18 protein-coding genes are annotated in these 20503 nt (G+C 72.4%); 8 read left to right on the top strand and 10 right to left on the bottom strand.

Annotated elements, in window-relative coordinates; genetic code table 11:
• Positions 1 to 3: 3 nt before the first annotated feature.
• Positions 4 to 420 (bottom strand): ATP-dependent Clp protease adapter ClpS, encoded by a 417-nt coding sequence (gene clpS / locus MKK55_RS02200; RefSeq protein WP_243933045.1) that lies wholly within the window; start codon positions 418 to 420, stop codon positions 4 to 6.
• Positions 421 to 573: 153 nt separating this feature from the next.
• Positions 574 to 951 carry a phasin family protein gene (locus MKK55_RS02195; RefSeq protein WP_243933044.1) on the bottom strand — a complete coding sequence of 126 codons (378 nt, stop codon included), beginning with the start codon at positions 949 to 951 and terminating at the stop codon, positions 574 to 576.
• Here MKK55_RS02195 and MKK55_RS02190 point away from each other — a divergent pair.
• Positions 950 to 1147 carry a hypothetical protein gene (locus MKK55_RS02190; RefSeq protein WP_243933043.1) on the top strand — a complete coding sequence of 66 codons (198 nt, stop codon included), beginning with the start codon at positions 950 to 952 and terminating at the stop codon, positions 1145 to 1147. The two genes, MKK55_RS02195 and MKK55_RS02190, sit on opposite strands and share 2 nt — an antisense overlap.
• A gap of 102 nt (positions 1148 to 1249) precedes the next feature.
• Positions 1250 to 2743 carry an SPOR domain-containing protein gene (locus tag MKK55_RS02185; RefSeq protein ID WP_243933042.1) on the top strand — a complete coding sequence of 498 codons (1494 nt, stop codon included), beginning with the start codon at positions 1250 to 1252 and terminating at the stop codon, positions 2741 to 2743.
• Positions 2744 to 2886: 143 nt separating this feature from the next.
• Here the strand turns inward: MKK55_RS02185 and MKK55_RS02180 are convergent, their stop codons facing one another.
• The 3 genes from MKK55_RS02180 to MKK55_RS02170 are packed head-to-tail and all read right to left on the bottom strand — an operon-like array spanning position 2887 to position 5013.
• Positions 2887 to 3597: a J domain-containing protein gene (locus MKK55_RS02180; RefSeq protein ID WP_243933041.1), complete on the bottom strand. Its 711-nt coding sequence runs from the start codon at positions 3595 to 3597 to the stop codon at positions 2887 to 2889.
• Between the two features lie 4 nt (positions 3598 to 3601).
• The gene (locus tag MKK55_RS02175) at positions 3602 to 3868 is read right to left on the bottom strand and encodes a hypothetical protein (RefSeq protein ID WP_243933040.1); all 267 of its coding nucleotides are present in this window, start codon (positions 3866 to 3868) and stop codon (positions 3602 to 3604) included.
• Positions 3865 to 5013: a S1C family serine protease gene (locus MKK55_RS02170; protein ID WP_147858609.1), complete on the bottom strand. Its 1149-nt coding sequence runs from the start codon at positions 5011 to 5013 to the stop codon at positions 3865 to 3867. The genes MKK55_RS02175 and MKK55_RS02170 overlap by 4 nt, the downstream gene beginning before the upstream one ends.
• Before the next feature lie 427 nt (positions 5014 to 5440).
• Here MKK55_RS02170 and MKK55_RS02165 point away from each other — a divergent pair, with 427 nt between their 5' ends.
• The gene (locus MKK55_RS02165; RefSeq protein ID WP_147729791.1) at positions 5441 to 5656 is read left to right on the top strand and encodes a hypothetical protein; all 216 of its coding nucleotides are present in this window, start codon (positions 5441 to 5443) and stop codon (positions 5654 to 5656) included.
• A gap of 297 nt (positions 5657 to 5953) precedes the next feature.
• Here the strand turns inward: MKK55_RS02165 and MKK55_RS02160 are convergent, their stop codons facing one another.
• Positions 5954 to 9394, bottom strand: coding sequence for an SbcC/MukB-like Walker B domain-containing protein (locus MKK55_RS02160; protein ID WP_243933039.1), 3441 nt, complete (start codon positions 9392 to 9394; stop codon positions 5954 to 5956).
• Positions 9395 to 9554: 160 nt separating this feature from the next.
• Here MKK55_RS02160 and MKK55_RS02155 point away from each other — a divergent pair, with 160 nt between their 5' ends.
• Positions 9555 to 10421, top strand: a complete 867-nt coding sequence (locus MKK55_RS02155; protein ID WP_243933038.1) for a sialate O-acetylesterase — start codon at positions 9555 to 9557, stop codon at positions 10419 to 10421.
• Position 10422: 1 nt separating this feature from the next.
• Here MKK55_RS02155 and MKK55_RS02150 read toward each other — a convergent pair whose 3' ends face one another.
• The 3 genes from MKK55_RS02150 to MKK55_RS02140 are packed head-to-tail and all read right to left on the bottom strand — an operon-like array spanning position 10423 to position 12882.
• A complete protein-coding gene (locus MKK55_RS02150) occupies positions 10423 to 11049 on the bottom strand; it encodes a DUF4194 domain-containing protein (RefSeq protein ID WP_243933037.1) in 627 nt (208 codons plus the stop codon).
• A complete protein-coding gene (locus tag MKK55_RS02145; protein ID WP_243933036.1) occupies positions 11042 to 12427 on the bottom strand; it encodes a Wadjet anti-phage system protein JetA family protein in 1386 nt (461 codons plus the stop codon). Before MKK55_RS02145 ends, MKK55_RS02150 begins: the two co-directional genes overlap by 8 nt.
• Positions 12428 to 12462: 35 nt before the next feature.
• Positions 12463 to 12882 (bottom strand): FKBP-type peptidyl-prolyl cis-trans isomerase, encoded by a 420-nt coding sequence (locus MKK55_RS02140; RefSeq protein ID WP_147728502.1) that lies wholly within the window; start codon positions 12880 to 12882, stop codon positions 12463 to 12465.
• 339 nt (positions 12883 to 13221) lie between these two features.
• Here MKK55_RS02140 and ggt point away from each other — a divergent pair, with 339 nt between their 5' ends.
• A complete protein-coding gene (gene ggt / locus MKK55_RS02135) occupies positions 13222 to 14913 on the top strand; it encodes a gamma-glutamyltransferase (protein ID WP_409566003.1) in 1692 nt (563 codons plus the stop codon).
• Between the two features lie 80 nt (positions 14914 to 14993).
• Entirely contained in the window at positions 14994 to 15308 is a 315-nt protein-coding gene (locus MKK55_RS02130; protein WP_147728504.1) for a hypothetical protein, read from the top strand.
• Here the strand turns inward: MKK55_RS02130 and MKK55_RS02125 are convergent.
• Positions 15296 to 18052: an autotransporter domain-containing protein gene (locus tag MKK55_RS02125; RefSeq protein WP_243933034.1), complete on the bottom strand. Its 2757-nt coding sequence runs from the start codon at positions 18050 to 18052 to the stop codon at positions 15296 to 15298. The genes MKK55_RS02130 and MKK55_RS02125 overlap by 13 nt on opposite strands.
• 266 nt (positions 18053 to 18318) lie before the next feature.
• Between MKK55_RS02125 and ruvB the strand changes: the two genes are divergently transcribed.
• Positions 18319 to 19380 carry a Holliday junction branch migration DNA helicase RuvB gene (gene ruvB, locus MKK55_RS02120; RefSeq protein ID WP_147843182.1) on the top strand — a complete coding sequence of 354 codons (1062 nt, stop codon included), beginning with the start codon at positions 18319 to 18321 and terminating at the stop codon, positions 19378 to 19380.
• A gap of 375 nt (positions 19381 to 19755) precedes the next feature.
• Entirely contained in the window at positions 19756 to 20478 is a 723-nt protein-coding gene (locus tag MKK55_RS02115) for a DUF4142 domain-containing protein (RefSeq protein WP_147843183.1), read from the top strand.
• The last annotated feature ends 25 nt before the right edge of the window (positions 20479 to 20503 follow it).

Genomic DNA, 20503 nt, shown 5'->3' with positions numbered 1-20503 from the left:
AGCCTACTTTTTTTCCATAACGCACTGCAGAGGATGTTGGTGTTTGCGCGCAAAGTCCATGACCTGCGTCACCTTGGTCTCCGCGACCTCGTAGGTGAACACCCCGCATTCTCCGACGCCGTTATGATGCACGTGCATCATGATCTGGTAGGCGTCTTCGTGGGTCTTGTTGAAGAAACGCTCGACCACCAGCACGACGAAATCCTGTGGCGTGTAGTCGTCGTTGAGCAAAAGCACCCGATACAGGCTCGGCCGCTTGGTCTTCGGCTTGGTACGGGTGATGATCGCCGTATTCGAGCGATCGTCGCCGCCCGGGTCCCCGGGGTCCGAGGCGGTCGTCGTGAATCGCACCGCCTCGAGCGAAGGCCGGCCTGTCGAGTCGTGGGGATGAGCGGTGCCCCGCATCGGGACGTCTGTCATCGTGATGGAACCGGCTCCTTCGTGCCGGCCGGGGCTTGTCGCGTCGCTGCGACGGGCCCGGCCGCGTCTGAGCCAATCTAGGCGGCGGGATTCGGTTTCGCCAGTCGTCTGCGCGCAACTGTCCGGGAGCGGGCCGCCGCACCCGCAAGCGGATCAGGCGGCGGTCCGCGCCGCTGCCGCCGTGGCGGACCGGCCGGCCAGCGTCGTGAACGGCTTCGCCATGTCCTGGGCCAGCGTGGCGTAGAGGTCGCGGAAGGTCGCCGCGCGCGCCATCCAGAGCTCGCCGGAGGTCTTCACGAACGCGCTCTGGATCTCGATCGCCTTGGCCGGGCTGCCGGCCTTCACGACCTTTTCCGTGGTCGCGGCGACCTCGGCGCTGACCTGCTTGAGGAAGTCCATCCACTCGATGCCGATGGTCTGGCTGGTGCGGGCGGCGGCGCCGACGCTCTGGCTCAGCGCCGCGGCGCCGGCTTTCGCGCCGTCGAGGCCGTTGCGGACCGCGTCGGCGGCCGGGGCGTAGGATGGGGTCATGAAGGATCTCCTGCGGCGCCACGGCCTCGACCGCGCGCCCGCGAATAATCGGGGTACCGCCGTCGTCCGGCCCGAACGACTACAGCCCGCCACATTTGTGCACTGCAGCATCCGCCGTCAATCCGTGCTGCGCCGCGAAAGTCATGCCTCGAATGTCGTCGGCTCCATTAACCGCGCCGTAACTGCATCGCCGTAGCGTGTTTGACAGACGTGATCGGGCCACGCCGCAGGGCATGTCCGAGCTGAATGGTGCGATGCAAACCGGCCGTGGCCGGTCTGTCGAGGGCAATGAGTCGTGATGCGTAGCGTTTCCCGTCGCTCCCGGACCGTGCCCACGATCTCGGCCGCGCTCGCCGCCGCCGCGGTCCTGACCGCGCTGGCGTCTCCCGCCGAGGCGCGCCGCCACGGGCGCCACGTCCGCCCCGGCGGCGGCTACAATCCGCCCTACGCCGCGATGGTGGTCGACGTGAAGTCCGGCCGCACGCTGCACGCGGTGAACGAGGACGCGATCCGGCACCCGGCCTCGATCACCAAGGTGATGACCCTCTACATGCTGTTCGAGCAGATGGAGAAGGGGCGCTTCGCCCTCGATTCCGAGCTGACGATCTCGGCCCATGCCGCAGCCCAGGCGCCGTCGAAGCTCGGCCTGCGGCCCGGGCAGACCATCGCCGTCGAGGACGCGATCAAGGCGATCGTCACCAAGTCGGCCAACGACGTGGCCTGCGCCATCGGCGAGAACATCGCCGGCTCCGAGGAGCGGTTCGCCGAGCTGATGACCGCCAAGGCGCACGCGCTCGGCATGAGCCGCACGCACTACGCCAACGCCTCGGGCCTTCCCGATTCCGAGCAGGTGACGACGGCCCGCGACCTCACCGTTCTGGCGCGCGCGATCCAGGACCGCTTCCCGCGCTACTACCGCTACTTCCAGACCCGGTCCTTCGCCTTCCGCGGCCGGACGATCGGCAACCACAACCACCTGCTCGGCAACGTCGAGGGCGTCGACGGCATCAAGACCGGCTACACCCGCGATTCCGGCTTCAATCTGATGACGGCGGCCAAGTCCGACGACCGCCAGATCGTCGCGATCGTGCTCGGCGGCAAGTCGGGCGCCAGCCGCGACCGGATCATGGCCGACCTCGTCCGCGCCAGCCTGCCGCGTGCCTATGCCGGCGCCCGCCAGGCGCCGCCGACCGTCGAGGTCGCCGAGCGCGCCCGGCCGGCGGTCGTCGCCGACGCGGTCTCGCGGACCCGGACGCAGCTGGCTTCGGCCGAGGACGACGAGGTCGAGACCACGAACTCGACCGATGCCGGCCAGCCCCTCGACATCGCGCCGCGGCGCTCGACCGCGACCCCCGGCAGCGCCGGCGCCTTCAAGGCCGGCGCGCAGCCCCTGCCGAAGGCGGCGCAGGCCTACGCCGCACCCGCGACGGGACAGGCCGCGTTCCCGGGCAGCGCACGCAAATCCGATCAGCGCATCGCGTCGGCCGACGGCCCGATCGCGCGCGCCGAGGCGCCGAAGCCCATCGCCGGCCCGAAGATCGTGCCGACGGCCTGGGTGATCCAGCTCGGCGCCATGGACGACGAGGGCAAGGCCAAGGCGATGCTGGCCGACGCCAAGGCGAAGGGCGGCGGCAGCCTCTCGAAGGCCGCGCCCTACACGGTGAAGGTCGAGCACAGCGGCGCCACCCTCTACCGCGCACGCTTCTCCGGCTTCCAGGAGCAGGACGCGGCGCAGGATGCCTGCTCCGCCCTGAAGCGCAGCGGCTTCAGCTGCTTCGCCACCCGCAGCTGATCCCCCTCACGTCGCGCCGCGGTCCGTTCGACCGTGGCGTTCAGCGACCGGCGGCCTTCGCCGTCCCGGTCGCCATCGACGCCGACGGCGGACGCCGCCCTCGGCGAACGTCGTCCTGCACCCCTGGCAACGCGCGTGGAGTCTCAGCGATGTCGGTTCGTCAGCCTGTCGCGGGCCGCGTTGACGCGGGCCGCCCCTTCGGCGCTTCCCCCCTGGTCGGGGTGGGCGCGCTTCATCAAGGTCCGGTGAGCCGTGCGGACGGCCTCTGGGGTCGCCCCGCGCTCAAGCCCCAGGATCTGATAGGCCTCGTCCTGCGTCATCGTCCCTGGCTGCGCCGGACGGCGCGGCCCCGCGTCGCGATCGCGCTCAGCGTCTACACGCCAGCCGGCGTGCCGGCGGTCGAGATACGCCTCTAGCGGCACCACCGCCGCGGGGTCCTGCGTCCGGCAGACCGCCAGCACCGCGCGGAGGTCGGCGAGCCCGAGGCTCTCGAGACGCCGGCCGCCGAGCGGGCCGCCGCGCAGGATGCCGTCGCCGACGCTGCCGTCGTCGCGCAGGACGAAATCCACCCGCGCCGTCCGGTGCCGTCTCGGCGACGGCTTCATCGACGCCAGCAGCCGCTTGAGCCGGGAACCCAGCGTCTCCGGCCCTTCGAGCAGCCAGACGCCGCCGAGCCCGACGACCAGGGCCGGGCCGAGCTGGCCGCGCAGCAGCAGGATGGCGGCGAGCCCGATCGCGATCCAGGCGCCGGCACGCCGGATCGACCGCGGGGTGAGCCTGGGCCCGAGCCGGCCGCCGTTCCGGCCGAGCCACCACAGGCCGAAACACGCCGCGAAGCCGAGGACGAGCAGCATCGGCCTAGCGCCGCGTGTCGAAGCTGGAACTCGCGCGCCCGCTGATGCGGATGCCCGTGCCCGGAAGGATCTCGTGGAACCCGGAATCGCGCCGCGGCGTCGGGATCTCGCGCGATCCGCAGCCCGGCTGCGGCGGCAGGCGCACGCCCTCCGGCGCGTCCTCGGGACAGAGCCGCGGGCGCGCCGGCTTCTCGGCGGCTGGCGCGGGGAGGGGGGCGGCGATCGAGAGGCCGGCGGCGAGGCCGATCAGCACGGCGAGGGTGGGGATCATGGCCGGTTCTCCGCGACGTCCGCCGTCGTGATGCGCACGCGGCGGGTGCGCCCGTCCCGCTCGACCGCGAGGTCGATGGGCTGGCCGAGACCCGCCGCCTCGAGCGCCGCGGTGAGGTCGGCCAGGCGGTGGACCGGGCGGTCGCCGACGCCGACGACGACGTCGCCGATCGCCCCCGTCTGCGGGTCGACCCCGCGCAGGCCCGCGCCGGCGGCCGGCGATCCGCGCAGGACGCGGAGCACCACGACGCCGTCGATGCCGAGCCGGGCGGCGGTCGCCTCCTGGCCGGCGATGATGCCGATGCCGGGGTTGCGCACGCGCCCGTTGCGGATGAGATCGGGCACCACGCGGTTGACCACGTCCACCGGCACCGCGAAGCCGATGCCGGCGCTCGCCCCGGACGGCGAGAAGATCGCGGTGTTGACGCCGATCAGCCGGCCGGCGGAATCGAGCAGCGGCCCGCCGGAATTGCCGGGGTTGATCGCCGCATCGGTCTGGATCACGCCGGACAATTCGCGGCCCTCGCTCGTCGGCAGGCGCCGCTGGAGCGCGCTGATCACGCCGGTGGTGAGGGTGTGGTCGAGCCCGAACGGGTTGCCGATGGCGAAGGTGGACTGCCCGACCTTCAGGTCGGCCGAGGTGCCGATGGCGAGCGGCGGCGGCGCCTTCGCCACCCGGCCGAGCCGCAGCACCGCGAGGTCGTAGGCCGGCGCGGCGCCGACCACGGTCGCGGAGACCACCTCGCCCGAGGACAGGCGCACCGAGATCGACCCGCCCGACTGGATCGCCGCCTGGACGACGTGGTTGTTGGTGACGACGTGGCCGCCGGCATCCCAGACGAAGCCGGTTCCGGTCTGGGTGTTGCCCGACCGGCCGCCCTCCTGGCCCTGCTCGGATTCGTCGTCGAGGCTCATCAGGTCGGCGCCGCGCGCCGCGCCTTGCGCGAAGACGTGCACCACCGAAGGGCTCGCCCGCTCGAACAGCGCGACGGTGGTCGCCTCCGCCGGTGCGAGGTCGCCGCGGGCGGTCACCGCGCGCGGGACCTCCCGCGAGAACAGGAACGCGGTGACGTAGGGCTGTGCGACGAACAGCGCCAGCAGCACCAGGATGGCGGCCAGCACGAGGCGCGCGAAACGATCCGGCACGATGACGCGATCTCCGACCGACGGGCACGACGACGCGGCCGACCCGCGATCCGTCGACCCTTAACGTGGCATTCAGCCTGCCCGCTTCAACGTTCTCGCACGGGAATGGTCAAGGTGCGGCGCCGCACCGTCGCGCTGCGGCGGAGACGCTAACGGAATGGTCATTCCTCAAGACCACAGTTTCGACAAGACGAAACGAAGTCCTGAGGTGTTCGCGCCCGATCTGCCACCGGTGGTCGGCAATCCGACGCGGGCGATTTGCGACGCAATCATGACCGGTTCCTGACGAGGGTGCCGCAATGATCGTGAAGCTGCCTTAGAGATGCTTCGATGTCTGGGCAAATACGCTGCGTTCCTGATCGGCCAGCCCTGGTGCCGGCCGTGGACGCCTGAACGGACGATACCGTTTCGGAAGGAAAAGAGTGAGATGGAAACCGAGGCCCTCGAACGACCCGCCGATCTGACGATCTGGCGCACCCTGCCGGCAAGCTCGCCGCTGGCGCAGCCCAAGCGCTACGGCACCCTGCGCGAGGCGATCGCCGCCGCCGCCGGCGCGCTGACCGACCCGGCCAAGCAGCCCTGGATCATCACGGACGAGGGCGAGATCCTGTCCCCGAACTGGATCCGCACCTACCTGAACTGAGACGTCGCGCCGGCCCCCCGGACGGGCGGCGCTTCCGCGACGCGACCGCGCCCGGCCCGATGCGGCGGCGCGGTCGCGCTGCCGACCGCCGGCCGCCCACAATGCGCGACGGTGCATAAGTCCAACGCGCCGGAGTTTTGTCGTCGGCACTTTCACAAATGTGAATGGCGATCGGCCGAGCAAACCCTAGGGTGTAATCGGCTCGATGAGTTCCCCCCTCTCGTCTGGCTGGCACCGCTGGCCGGACGTTCTCCCGATCGTTCTCGCGCCGGCGGTGCCTAATTGCGATCGCGCAGCCTACTCGGCCGCATCGCGATCGTCGTCGTACCGCTCCGGATTGATCGCGTGCAGCGCACGCTTGGCCGCCTCCAGCGGGTGCTCGGACTCGATCCGCACCGAGGCGAGATCCGGGCTCTTGTAGACGGTGACGATGGTGTCCATCACCTCGGTCAGCGTGGTGCGCTTGTCCTCCGGGGCGGCGATGAGCAGCTGCAGCCCCCACGCCGCGTAGAGATCGACCAGCGCCTGGCTGTTGCGCACGTCGAGCTTCGAGAACGCCTCGTCGAGCAGGCACAGGCCGAAGCCCGGATTCTCGTCGCCCGGCCGGTCGCCCGGATAGTAGGCGCTGGCAAGCGAGGCCGCGATCGCCACGTAGAACGGTGCCTGCGCCTCGCCGCCCGATCCACGCAGCGCCCGGCTCGACATCGTGGTGCGGTTTCCCGCCCCGTCCCGCATCCCGATCTCGTAGACGAAGTAGTTGCGGTAGTCGGCCAGGCGTGCCGCGTCCTCGGCGCCGGAGATCAGGGCGGTGACCTCGGCAAGCGCAGCGGCCATCGGGCCCTCGCCGTCGTCCGGCAGCAGCGCCTGGGCCGCGTCGGGCGAGCGCGCCACCTCGGTCGCCAGCGCGTGGACGGCGGCGTAGCGGCGGTCGACCACGGCCTCGAAGGCGTAGGTCTGGCCGGTGAAGCGCTGGGTCGAGAGCCGCTCGTTGAGCGCGTCGAGCCGCGCGCGCACCCGCTCGAACTTGTCGGCGAGCCGCGTCAGCAGGTCCTCCGTCATCAGGCGGCGCATCTCGTCCGTCGCCCGCTCGGCCTGGGCGCGGTAGCGGCGCAGCTCGTGCCCCTCGACCTCGTCGTGCTCGCGCCGGACCCAGGCATAGCCCAAGGTCGCCGGCTGGTCGCCGCGGTTGCCGTCGCCGCGGCCGAGCGGGTTGTCGATCCGCCACTGGGCGCAATACTCGGCGAGGTCGCGCTCGGCCGCGCGGCCGTGCGAGCGCGCGCTCTCGGCCGCCTCCTGCGCGAGGCTGCGCTCGGCCGATGCCGCAGCCGAGATCACCTTCGCCTCCAGCCCGGCCAATTCCGCGCGGATCGCGTGGACGGGGGCGGCCGAGAACACCTGCCCGCGCACCATGCGGATGCGCAGGCAATCCCCGCTGGCGAGCCTATGCAGGGCGCTGCGGCGGGCGGCGAAGGCGGCGCGCGCCGCCTCGCGCCCGGCCCCGAGCCGCGCCTTGAGCCCGGCCTCCTCGGCGAGCAGGCCGTCGAGCTTCGGTTCCAGCACCTCGGAGAGCTCGCGCAGATAGGCGATGCGCTCGGCGGTGAGCGCCTTGATCTCCTCGGCGAGGCCGGCGGTGTCGCGCTTCTCGATCGCCTCGCGCTCGGTGGCGAGCGTGCGCTTGCGGCCCTCGATCCCGTCGATCTCCTCGCGCAGGGCGTCGCAATCCTCGACGCCGCGGGCGATGCGCGCGCGGATCGCCGCCGCCGTCCGCGCGGCCTCGCGCAGGACCACGGCCTCGCCGCGCAGGCGCTTGGCCTCCGCCACCGCGACCTCGTGGTTGCGCCGGCCTTCGGCGGTGGGGCCGCGCTGGCCGCGCGTCATCAGCAGGTCGACCGAGCGGGTCACCGAGTAGGCCATGCCGGCGGTGGTGCGCCCGCTCGGCGCCACGGCGCGGCTCATCCGGCGCAGCTCGGCGTCGTCGCGGGCGAGATCGTAGCCGCCGAGCCGCACGCCGAGGAAGGCGGCGGCGTGCGGGTCGTCGGTCTCGATCACCGAGAGCGGGCCGTCGTCGAAGCGGCGCGCCCGCTGGCCGGCGGTGTCGGTCGTCTTCACCAGGATGCAGCGGCTGAAGCGGTCGCGGTTGCCCTGGAGCACGCCGAGCGCCTCCTCGAGCCGGTCGGGCGCGACCACGAGGGCTTCGCGCGCCCGGCCGAGCAGGCCCTCGAGCGCCGGCCCCCAATGCGGATCGACGATCTCGGCGAGCTCGCAGACCGGCACGGCATCGATGTTGCGCCGGGCCAGCTCGGCGCGGAAGGCGACCGTGTCGGAGGAGAGCCGCGCGCCGTGCCCTGCGGCCGGGGCAGGGGCCGAGCGCTCGGCCTCGCTCTCCTGCGCGCGGGCCTTCAGCGCCGTGTCCTCGGCGGCCCGGTCCAGGGCCTCGTCGAACTCGGGCAGCCGCAGCAGGCCCTCGATCAGGTCGGGGAGGGGCCCGTCGTGGCGCAGGGTCTCCTCCGGCGGGGCCTCGCGGCGCAGCCCCGAGCGGGCGCAGGCCTCGGCGAGCCGCGCGGCCTGCGGCGCCACCTGGCGCAGCACCGGCGCGACCGCCTGGAGCTTGCCCATCTGCCCGACGAGGCCGACGAGGTCGGCGACCCGGGCCGCCAGGTCCCGCCGGTCGCGCTCCAGCATCGACAGGCCGATGGTCGAGGCGGCCAGGCGCCCGTCCGTGGCGCCGCCGACGACGAGGGCCTTCTTCTCGGCGATCTCCCCGTCGATGTCGCGCACGAAGCCGCGGCTCGTGGCGACGCTCTCGCGGGCGATCCGCAGCGGCTCGGCGCCGGCGCGGAGCTTGGCCCGCACCGCCACGAGATCGTGGCAGCGGCGGCGCAGCTCGGCGCTGGCCGCCCGGGCCTCGTGGATGCCGGAGGCGAGCACCGCATCGGCCCAGGATTCGTAGCGCCCGGCGAGACGCTTCAGCCGCGCGAGCTTGACCTCCAGCTCCTCGATCGTCTCCAGCAGCCGGCGCCAATTCTCGACCGATTGCCGGACGCGCGCGACGTCGAGCGGCTCGGGGTCGAGGACGAAGCTGCGCACGAAGGCGCTCGAATCGAAGATCGGCTTGAACGCAACCGCGTTCGAGAAGGTGCGCAGGAAGTGGCGCGGGTCCGGCGCCGGCGCACCCTCGCGCAGGGTCGCCAGCACTTCCGCCGTGAAGCGCTCGCCGGAGGAGCGGAACTCCTCGAAGCGCTCGGCCCGCAGCCGCAGGTCCTTGGCGATCTCGGTCCACGGCGCGGTGAAGCTGCCCTCGGCATTGGTGCGCAGGTAGTCGCCGATCTCGAAGCGGTGCCCGGTGGCGATGAAGCGGGAGAGCACCTCCTCCTTCTGGTCGGTCGCCCGCGCGGCGAGCGCCAGCCCGAAGGAGACCGTGCGCCCGCTCTCGGCGTTCTCGAACACCAGGGCGATGACGGTCTCGCAGGCCTCGCGCGTCGGGCGCCCGCCCTCGGCCGGGTCGCTGATCCAGCCGAGGCAGTAGTCGCGCACGGTGCGTGCGCTGCGGCCCGAGGCCGAGGCGTTCAGCGCCAGCCGGCTGGCATTGTTGCCGGCCAGCACGGTGCCGACCGCATCGAAGATCGTCGACTTGCCGGCCCCCGTCGGCCCGACGAGCGCCGCCGCGCCCCGAATCCGAATCTGCTCGCGCCGGATGAGGTACCAATTCGAAAGGGCGATGTCGGTGAGGCGGTACACCGGGGGCGGGTCCGATCCGGGTGAGGCGGGGGCGCCCAGTTGGCCAACCGCGCGGGCAGACGCAAGGGCGCGCAGAGCACGGACGGCGGCGGCGCCGCGGGTTTTCGGTGTAGAGGGGGGCCGGAAGCCCCTCGATCCCGGGGGCGCGGGCACGGCAGCCATGATCTTGAGAACGCAGCGCACGGGTCCTCGCCGGGCCAGGAGGCTCGGCGTTTCGGCCCTCGTCGGCCTCGCGCTGGCGTCGCCCGCGACGGCGGGGGTTTGCAGGCCGACCGATCGGGGGCGGGGCACCGACGTGGTGCTGCTCGCCGGGCAGTCGAACATGGTCGGGTTCGGCCTGGGCTTCGACGCCGCGCTCGACGGGACGCCCGATCCGCGCATCGGGCAGTGGAGCCAGGCCGGCGGCCGTGGCCGGATCGTGGCCGCGATCGATCCGCTCCTGCATCCGGGGGCCGCCGCGGGGCGGGTCGGCCTCGGCTTGAGCTTCGCCCGCGCCTACATCGCCGCGCGGCCGCCGGGCCGCCGGATCCTGCTCGTGCCCGCGGCCGTCGGCGGCACCGGCTTCGCCAACGGCCGCTGGAACCCCGGCGACGACCTGTTCGAGGCTGCGGTGAAGCGCACCAGCGCGGCGCTCGCCGCCGCGCCGAACGCCTGCCTCGCCGCGATCCTCTGGCACCAGGGCGAGGCCGACGTCGGCGCGCTGTCCGGCTCGGATTACGCCGCGCGGCTCACGCGCACCGTCGCCGCGTTCCGCGCCCGCATCGGCGGCGCGCGGAACGCGCCGTTCGTGACGGGGGGCTTCGAGCCGGAATGGGTGAAGCCGACGCCCGCGCAGACCGCGATCCTCGACGCGCTCGCGCACCTCGCCGACACGGTGCCGCGGACGGTCGACGTCTCGGCCGACGGGCTGACCGGAAACCCCGGCGACAAGATCCATTTTGACGCGGCCTCGCAGCGCATCCTCGGTCGGCGCTATTTCGAGGCTTTACGCACGCTGCTGCCCGCGCCACGCGCGGCGAAGCCCTGACTCAGCCCTCGGCCGCCTCGGACCACGCCCGCAGGCGGTCGAGCCAGGCGTCCGAGGCGAGCACCAGGATGCCGGGCAGCACGCTCACCGGGGTGACGCGCTCGGCCCTGTCGCGCTCGCCGAGCCGCAGCCCGCCGCGGCGGGCGATCAGGCGCAGGATCTCGATCAGCCGCGTCTCCTCGGGCGGATCGCTGCGGGCGGCGGTGCGGATGCGCTCGGTGACGTCGTCGGTGGTGCACTCGACGAGCCCGTCGGTGGAGACGCGGTGATCGCGCAAGCCTTCCTCGTAGATCAGGCGAAGCGCCAGCAGCACCAGAGTCTCGTCCTTGCGCAGGCGCTCGGCGACGATGTCGTGACGCGGGCCGTCCTGGGCCAGCGTGAGCGAGACCATCTGGTCGCGGTGCGACACGGTCAGCGCGTAGCCGAGGCAGGCGAAGTAGTCGGTAAAGAACGGGGCGTAGTGGCGCGCGAGCTCGTAGCTGCGGCCGATGCCGGGAGTGTTGGCGTAGATCACCTGGCCCTTCAACAGCACCGCGAGCGCGCGGGTCAGCTCCTCCACGTCGGGCGCGCGGGCGCCGGGCGGGGGCGGCTCCTCGCCGTCGACGATGGCGCGGAACGGCTCAAGCATGCCGGTCGCCCGAGATGCGGCGGATGACGAAGTCCGGGCAGTCGAGCCAGCCGTTCGCGAGCCGGCCCTCCACGCGGGCGATCGTGTAGCGCGTGCCGAGCGCGCCCTCGAACAGCACGTCGATCTCGCGCAGGCGCTGGAACACGACGAAGGCGTCGACGTCGGCGACCGCGATCGCCGAGCCGCGCAGGGTGCCGTCGGGCCCGAGGTGGCGGTCGAGGAAGGCGGTCATCGTCTCCGCCGTCACGGTGGTGCGCCGGCGATAGGCCGCCTTCGCCTCGACGAAGGCCTCGATCGCGGGATCGATCTCGAAATCCGGCAGCGCCTCGGTCTCGATCGGGACTTTTCGCCCGCGCGGGATCGCGAGGTGCGGCGTCCCGATCGGCGGGCGCAGCAGCGAGATCGCCGGTGCCACGTCCGGTGCGGCCGCCGCGGCGCCGACCGCGCGCAGGGCCGCCGCCGTGCGCTCGATCCCCGCCGAATCCGGCCGGTCCATGTAGCGGACGGCGGCCGCGATCCGTCGCTCCATCCGCGCGACCACGTCGTCGACGGCGTCGAGGTGCCGGTCGAGCCCTTCGAAGATCGACAGGATCTGGGTGAGGTCGGCGCGCACGCCGCGCTCGGCGACGCGGAGTTCCGCCGCCCTTCCCTCGCGCAGGATCGCCTCGGCGAGCGCGCGGATCAGCAGCGGATCGCGCAGCGCGCGGCCCGCCTCGCGCACGATCGCCGAGCGGAAGCGGAACGGGTTGTAGCGCGTGTGCAGCGTCCGGTAGTCGCTGATCAGGTGGCGCTCGACGAAGTCCTCGAAGTAGAGGCGGAAGGCGGCGCGCATATCCTCCTCGTGGAGAATGCGCTCCTCGATCTTGCGCATCGCGCCGGCCAGCCCGCGGACGTGCCCGAGGAAGGCCTGCGCCGCGCGGGCCGCATTGCCGAGCGCCTCGGAGCGGTCGGCCGGGTTGGCGATCGCGCTCTCCAGGCTTCCGAGCACGTCGAGGATCGCGGCACCGTAGGAGCGGGTCTCGCCGCGCTCCATCCGCGACAGCTCCTCGAGCAGCAGCCGCGCCTCGGGGTCGAAATCGACCACCGGCACGTAGCGCTCGCGCCGCTCGATCAGCCAGCCGGTCTCGAGAAAGCGCCGGAACAGCGCCGAGCGCCGCTCGATCGGATCGACCGGCACCAGCTCGTCGTCGGATTGCTGGTCGAGCGCCCAGTCGGCGGAGAAGTCGCCGATGGCGGCCAGCAGCTCCGCCTTGCGCACCGGGTCGGGGCTGGTGCCCATCACCTTGCGGTGCAGGTGCAGCAGCAGCGCGGCGTTGAAGGCCCGGCTCGGCGAGGCCAGCGGCCGGAACAGGTCGTCGGGAAGCTGCGCGAACAGCATCGTCTCGAACTCCCGCGTTCGCGCAGCCGTCCGCGTTACTTCGCGCCGAGAAGCTCGACGTCGAAGATCAGCGTCGCGCCGGGCGGGATGATGCCGCCGGCGCCGCGGGCGCCGTAGCCGAGCTCGGCCGGGATCACCAGGGTGCGCTTGCCGCCCTGCTTCATCGTGGCGACGCCGAGGTCCCAGCCCTGGATGACCTGGCCGGCGCCGAGGGTGAAGGTGAAGGGCTGGTTGCGATCCCGTGAGGAATCGAACTTCTTGCCCTTCTTGCCGGCGTCGTCGAGCCAGCCGGTGTACTGCACGGTCACCTTCTGGCCGGCCTTCGGCTCGGGCCCGGTGCCGACGACTTCGTCCTGATACTTCAGGCCGGAGGGCAGGGTGGTGTAGTCGGCGTTGGCGGCAGCGGTCATGGCGATCAGCACGGCTCCGGCGATGGGGAGAATAAAGCGAGGCATCGTTCCTCCGTCGGGCCGAGCCTCTTTCGGGCCGCCCGTCGAGGGGCCTCTTAACAGCAGGGCCGGGGCCGAGGCCAGCCGGCGGGGCTTTTCGCCGTCGGCGCACGCCGCGATCGGGCACGGAACGCGGCTTGCGGGGCGGGAGGCGGCCCTTCGCGATTTTCGCCCGGCGCCGGTTGACGCGGCGCCGACCTTGGCGGCCCATTCCACCGCCCGGGCCGCGAGCGCGGCCTCACCAGTTTCCTCGGAGCGACGATGCGCCTGGATCGAACGGACGGCAGCCCTGGCCCGACGCGGACGGCTGGGTCGCACCGCAGGCCGGCCCGGGCCGTCGCGGCGATGCTCGCGATCCTCGCCCTCGCGATGCCTGCCCGAGCGGCCTCGATCGCGCCCGCGGTGGCCGAGCACGGCATGGTCGTGACCGCGCAGCACCTCGCGACCCAGGTCGGCGTTGACGTGCTGAAGCGCGGCGGCAATGCCGTCGATGCGGCGGTGGCCGTCGGCTACGCACTGGCGGTGGTCTACCCGGCCGCGGGCAACCTCGGCGGCGGCGGCTTCATGACCGTCCAGCTCGCCGACGGGCGCCGGACCTTCCTCGATTTTCGCGAGAAGGCGCCCTTGGCCGCGACCCGCGACATGTACCTCGACAGGGACGGGAACGTCATCAAGGGCCTGAGCGTCAGCGGCCCCCTCGCCGTGGCGGTGCCGGGCACCGTCTCCGGCCTGGAGACGGCGCGCGAGACCTACGGGACGATGGCCCGCGCCGAGCTGATCGCCCCGGCCATCGCCTACGCCGAGGGCGGTTTCGTCCTCGAGCAGGGCGATGCCGACATGTTCGCCATCGCCACCCCGGACCTGCGCAGGGATCCGGCCTCCGCCGCGATCTTCGTCGACGGCGATGCGCCGTTCCGGGCCGGCCGGATGCTCAAGCAGAAGGATCTCGCGGGAACGCTCCGGACGATCGCCGAGCACGGCGCGGCCGGCTTCTACGGCGGCCCGGTCGGCAGCGCGATCGTCGCGTCCAGCCAGGCCGGCAAGGGCCTGATCGTCCAGGCCGACCTCGACCGCTACCGCACCCGCGAGCTGAAGCCGGTCGAGTGCGACTATCGCGGCTACCGCGTGATCTCGGCTCCGCCGCCGAGCTCCGGCGGCGTCGTCATCTGCGAGATGCTGAACATCCTCGAAGGCTACCCCCTCGGCGATCTCGGCTGGGGCTCGGCGCAGGCGATCCACTACGAGATCGAGGCGATGCGGCACGCCTACGTCGACCGCAACAGCTACCTCGGCGATCCCGACTTCGTCGACAACCCGACCGCGCGCCTGACCGACAAGGCCTACGCGGCGACCATCCGGAGCGCGATCGATCCGGGCAAGGCCGGCGTGTCGAGCCGGCTCAAGCCGGGGGTGCCGCCGCACGAGGGCAGCAACACGACGCATTATTCCATCGTCGACGGCGCCGGCAACGCGGTCTCGGTGACCTACACCCTGAACGACTGGTTCGGCGCGCGCATCACCGTGCCCGGCACCGGCGTGCTGCTCAACGACGAGATGGACGACTTCACCGCCAAGGTCGGGGTCCCGAACATCTACGGGTTGGTGCAGGGCGAAGCCAACGCCATCGCGCCGGGCAAGACGCCGCTGAGCTCGATGAGCCCGACCATCGTGACCAAGGACGGCAAGCCCGTCCTCGTCACCGGCACGCCGGGCGGCAGCCGCATCCTCACCGTGGTGCTGCACAGCATCCTGAACGTCGTCGATTACGGCATGAACGTGCAGGAGGCGGCCGACGCGCCCCGCATCCACAACCAGTGGCTGCCCGACGTCACCAACGTCGAGCGGTTCGCGCTCTCGCCCGACACCCGCAGGATCCTCGAGGGCATGGGCCACCATTTCGCCGGGCCGCAGCCAGCCAACCACCTCGCCGCGATCCTGATCGGCGCGCCGGTGCTCGGCGGCAAGGCGGTCGGGGCGAACCGGTTCTACGGGGCGAACGACCCGCGCCGGAACACCGGCTTGGCGCTGGGCTACTGAGCGGCGCCCGACGCTGCCCCGTCCGCACACCGGGACCGAGAAAATCCGGCGACGTTTTCGGCGCTGGTGAGTTCCTGAGGATGAACCCGACACCCGACGATTGGGACCAGCGCGTCGCGCACCTTTCCCAAAAGCTGCCCGCGCCGCTGCAGCGCGCCGTCGGCTGGCTGCGCGAGCCGTCGCGCCTGTGGCTGCGGGTGGGGGCCGCGCTGCTGCTCATCCTCGGCGGGATCTTCTCGATCCTGCCGGTGCTCGGCCTGTGGATGCTGCCGCTCGGCCTCGCGCTTCTGGCGCAGGACGTGCCCTGGCTGAAGGTGCCGCTGGAGAAGGCTGCCCGCTGGATCGAGAGGACCTGGGCCGCCCTCGTCGCGTGGTGGCGGCGTCAGAAGCGGTAGGTCAGGTTGCCCTTGGCGCCGTGGTCCTGGGCGCGGGCGCCGATCTGCCCGGCATAGGACAGGCCGACGGTGGTCGAGGGTAGGACGATCCAGCTCAACCCGGTCTCGAGCAGCACGGCGCTGCGGTCGACCGGCGCGCCGCGGGTCAGCGCCGAGACGCCGCCGGCATTGAAGGCAAGCAGCGCGTTCGGGGTGACGTCGCCGAAGGCGCCGCGATACCCGACGAGGCCGCGCAGCAGCATCGGCAGGCCGCCGACGAAGCCGTCGATCCGCGCCTCGGCCCGCACGCCCGCGGTCGCGGTGGACACGGTGGCGTCGCGCGCCGCGCCGGTGAGCGCCGCTGCGCCGCCGGTCTCGGAAAAGGCGTCCTGCCCGACGCGGATCACCGCACCGCCGGCGAAGGGCTCCAGCGTCAGGCCGGCGAGGTCCATGCGGTAGCCGATTTCGCCGAAGCCCTGCGCGACGCTGCCGCCGTAAGAGGCGCGGGCGCTGTCGCGAAAGCCGGCGAACGCGATATCGCGCCGGGTCTCGGTGTCGCTGATGCCGTAGAGGCCGCCGATCCGCAGGTCGAGCGCGCCGAGGCCGATGCCGGCATAGACCGACCCGAACCCGGTCTGGACGTTGCCGCTCGACATGCGCAGCGGGATGTCGAGGGCGGTGTCGGTGTAGCCGGCGGCGGCGCCGACGCGAATCAGGTCGCTCGCGGCGACGTCGCCGCCGATCACGAGGCCGCCGGTGTTGCGCTGGAGGGCGGCGGCGTTGCCGTCCGAGCCGGTGCGCCCGAAGCTGCCGAAGCCCTGGCCCCACAAGCCGACGATCCGCTGGTCGAGGCCGCCGGGGCCGAGGCCCGTGCCGCATTCGGGCACGGAGTTCAGCGACACCCGGGCGATCGGTGCACGCTCTGTCGGCAGGCCGGGCGCGGCCGGCGTGCAGGTGAGGCCGGCGCCGTCCGACCAGCGCATCCGATCGAGGATCGCCTCGCGCACCAGCCCGCCGGACTCGACGAGCGCGGTGACCGCGCTCGCGTGGACCTCGCCCGAGAGCGCGTCGAAGGCCTGCCGGGCCTGCGCGGCGGAAAGCGGGCCGACCGCGTCGTAGACCGCCTGGCCGGCACCGAGCGACTGCGCGCGCCGGCCGGCGGCGACGCCGTTCACCGTCGCGCCGGCGGTGTCGAAGCCGAGGTCGTTGCGGATCAGGTGCAGCTGCACCGCGTCGTCCGCGTAAGTCAGCGACGGCGTCAGGAAGGCGAAGTTGGAGGTGACGGCGGCGAACTGCCCCTGCACGCCGCCCGCTGCCGTGAGGATCGTGTAGGTGGTGTTGGCGCTGTAGGCGCCCGCCTGCGCCTGCACGTCGACGAGGCCGCCGCGCAGGGTCGCGACGCCGCCCGCCGCGATCCGGTCGCTGTTGCCGGCCGCATCCGCCTTCACCTGGAAGATCGAGCCTGCCTCGAACAGCACGTTGCCGTTGGCCGACAGCGTGCCGATCCCGTCGTAGCCCGGCGCCGCGCGGCCGCCGCTGCGGACGCTGAGGCCGCCGAGCGTGCCGATGCCCTCGATCGTCGCGCCGGAGGCGACGCCGACATCGGCCGCGCCGAGGTCGCCGCCGACCCGCAGGCGGCCTTCCGCCACCGTCACGCCGCCGGCGAACGGGCTGTCGCCGGTGAGGTCGAGGCGGCCGGCGCCGGTCTTCACGATGGTGCCGGTGCCGTCGATCGTGCCGGAAAACAGCGCGTCGGTGCCGTTCGAGCCGGCGGTGAGGGTGGCTCCGCCCAGCGAGACCCGACCGTCGCCGTTCAGCGCGGCGACGCTCTGGTTATAGCCGGCGAGGTCGAAGGTCCCGGCACCGGCGACGAGGAGCGCGCTGCCCGCGGGGAGGGCGCCCGCGATGCCGGCGCGCAGGGTCCCGTTGGTGACCGAGGTGGTTCCGGCGTAGCTGTTGGCCTGGGTCAGCAGGACGGTGCCGTCGCCGCTCTTGGCGAGCGTCCCGGGGCCCGACAGCACCGCGTCCACGGTACCGCTCTGCAGGCCATAGATCGCGCCGCGCAGCGTGCCGTTGCGGATCGTGCCGGCGGTGAGCACCACCGGGCCGGCGCTGGAGGCGGTGCCGCCGAGATCGAGCGTTCCGCCCCCGACCACGAGGGCCGCGTCCGCCGCGCCGAGACGACCGCTCCCGGTCAGCTGCAGCGTGCCGCCATCGACGCGGGTGCCGCCGGAGAAGTCGTTGGCGCCGGACAGCGTCACGGTGCCGGCGCCGGTCTTCACCAGCGGCCCGGGGCCGGTCAGCGCGGCCTCGATGCCGCCGGACTGCACGTCGTAGACCGAGCCGCGCAGCGTCCCGTCGGCGATGGTGCCGCCGGTGAGCCGCACCAGCCCGACGGCCTGGGCCGTGCCGCCGAGGTCGAGCCGCCCGCCCGAGACCAGCAAGGCGCCGTCGGTCGCGCCGAGCGTTCCGGGCGCGGAAGTCGCGAGCGTGCCGGCCGAGAGGCTGGTGCCGCCGGCATAGGTGTTGGCGGCCGAGAGCAGGACGCGGCCGGTGCCGGCCTTCGACAGGCCGCCGGGACCGACGACCGGGCTCGCCAGCGTCGCGTCGTCCGGCCCGTCGCAGGCGAGGCCCGTCGCGGTCGCCACGCAGGCCGCACGGGCCGGATCGGGCGCCGCCATCGACGCTGCCCCGAGGATCAGCGGCAGCACCGCCGTCGTGGCGAGGAGGCGACGGCGCGGCGGGCAGGATACGAGGTGCGGCATGCGGCCCATCCGAAGGCGCGAAGAGACGATCCGGCGATCGCGCGACGGCGCGGTCGTCGGTCCGGTGCCGGGAACGACGGCACGGGGCGGCGGTGAAGACAGGGGCCAGGAGGCCGGGAAACGATTAACGCGACCTCAACCATGCCGAAGAAAAAACAATCGAGGGTTGTTTTTCGGGCTTGGCCGGACGATCCGACGGCGGCGAGGCGCGCTTAGACATCGCCGCGGGCGCGGGTTAGGAGGATCGCATCCCCAGCCGAGGCTCCATGAGCAAGCCGAAACCCCTGACCAGCGCGATCCTCGACCCGGAGAAGCGGGCCGACGACGTCGATCAGACCATCCGTCCGCTGAGCCTGTCCGAGTTCATCGGGCAGCGGGCGGCGCGCGCCAACATGGAGATCTTCATCCAGGCGGCGAAGATGACCGGCCAGGCGCTCGACCACGTCCTGTTCGTCGGGCCGCCTGGCCTCGGCAAGACCACCCTGGCGCAGATCGTGGCGCGCGAGCTCGGCGTGAACTTCCGCTCGACCTCCGGGCCGGTGATCGCCAAGGCCGGGGATCTGGCGGCCCAGCTCACCAACCTCGAAGAGCGCGACGTGCTCTTCATCGACGAGATCCACCGCCTCAACCCGGCGGTGGAGGAGATCCTCTATCCGGCGATGGAGGATTACCAGCTCGACCTGATCATCGGCGAGGGGCCGGCGGCGCGCTCGGTCAAGATCGAGCTGCCGAAGTTCACGCTCGTCGGCGCCACCACCCGCGCGGGCCTGCTGACGACGCCGCTGCGCGATCGCTTCGGCATCCCCATCCGGCTCGAATTCTACGACATCGACGAGCTGCAGCTTATCGTCAGCCGCGGCGCGCGGGTGCTCGGGCTCGGCATGTCCGACGACGGCGCGAACGAGATCGCCCGGCGGGCCCGCGGGACCCCGCGCATCGCCGGCCGCCTGCTGCGGCGGGTGCGCGACTTCGCCGTCGTCGCCGAGGCGCCGACCGTAACGCGGGCGATCGCCGACCGGGCGCTGAAGCTGCTCGACGTCGATCCCGTCGGACTCGACGTGATGGACCGAAAGTACCTCACGATGATCGCGAAATCCTTCGGCGGCGGCCCCGTCGGGATCGAGACGATCGCGGCCGCGCTGTCGGAGCCCCGCGACGCAATCGAGGACATCATCGAGCCCTACCTGATCCAGCAGGGTTTCGTGATGCGCACGCCGCGCGGGCGGGTGCTGACGCAGCACGCCTTCAAGCACATGGGTTTCGCGATGCCCAAGCGCGATCCGATCACGCAGATCGGCCTCTTCGTCGAGGACGAGCCCGAAACCTAGTCCGTGCCGTCGCATTGCCGAAGCGACCGTCCGAGCACGGGACACGAAGTCGCGTTTCATCGAGTTCCGCCGCGGCGCAGCGCCGTCGACGCATGCCGTTCCACCGGTTCAGCTATGCCGTGTCGGCATAGGACGCGGTTCGGAAACTTGTCACATGCCACCGCCATAAACCAAGCAAGGCATTGCGAATAATCATAAAATCGATGCTCCGCGTACCGCTTCACAACGCCGCGATGTCTCGGTTCGTCGGCTCAGCATGTGCCGGAAGCGTGGCTACGTAGTTCGCACGTGCGGAACGAGCGGCGGTCCGACCCGTTGTGCCCGCAATCGCCTGGGGCCTCGACGCACCGGCGAACCACAAAGGATCGTTCTCCTATGAAGCGTACCGCCACCCTCGCCGTTCTCGGTCTCTCGCTCGCCGCGCTAACCGCCCCCGCCTTCGCCCAGGACGCCCTTCCCATCCGCGTCTCGCCGTTCGAGCGCGGCGTCGGCGCCGCCGGCACCGACACTCCCGAGTTCCGCGCCGAGGCCCTTCGCTCGGATGCCGTGAGCATCGAGTCGAGCCGCATCGCCCTGGAGCGTTCGCGCAACCCGCAGGTCCGGAACTACGCCAACCGCGTGATCACCGAGCGTGAGGCCACCACCAAGGCGCTCCTGCCCGAGGGCACGTCGCTGTCCTCCGGCGGCACCGTCGTCTCGGATCGCCAGGGCTTCGACACTCGCATCGACAACCCAGTGGGCCTCGTGCTCGCCCCGGTGACCATCGCCGCCAACCTCGGCACCAGCATCGTCGGCGGCGTCCTCGGCGGCGTCGGCATCATCGACAACAGCCCGACCGAGCCCGGCCGCCGCGTCGCGATCGGCCCGAACGGCCAGAACCGGATCGAGCGCCTGAAGTCGGCCCGCAACGGCCGCGACTTCGACCGCACCTATATCGATCAGCAGGCCCGCTCGGACGCCCGCACCCTCGAGCTCTACGAGACCTACTCGCGCAACGGCGACAACGCCGCCGGCCGCCAGTTCGCCAACGAGGCGCTGCCCTACATCGCCAACGAGCACGGCCACTCGGCCTCGCTCGCCAACCGCATCGGCGGCTGATCCCGCTTCGGCATCGTCGAAACGG

It is taken from the genome of Methylobacterium sp. J-059 (genome assembly GCF_022829485.1).
Lineage (GTDB): Bacteria > Pseudomonadota > Alphaproteobacteria > Rhizobiales > Beijerinckiaceae > Methylobacterium.
The sequence above is the reverse complement of the archived record's forward strand: the minus strand, read 5'-3'. Positions and strand labels throughout refer to the sequence as shown.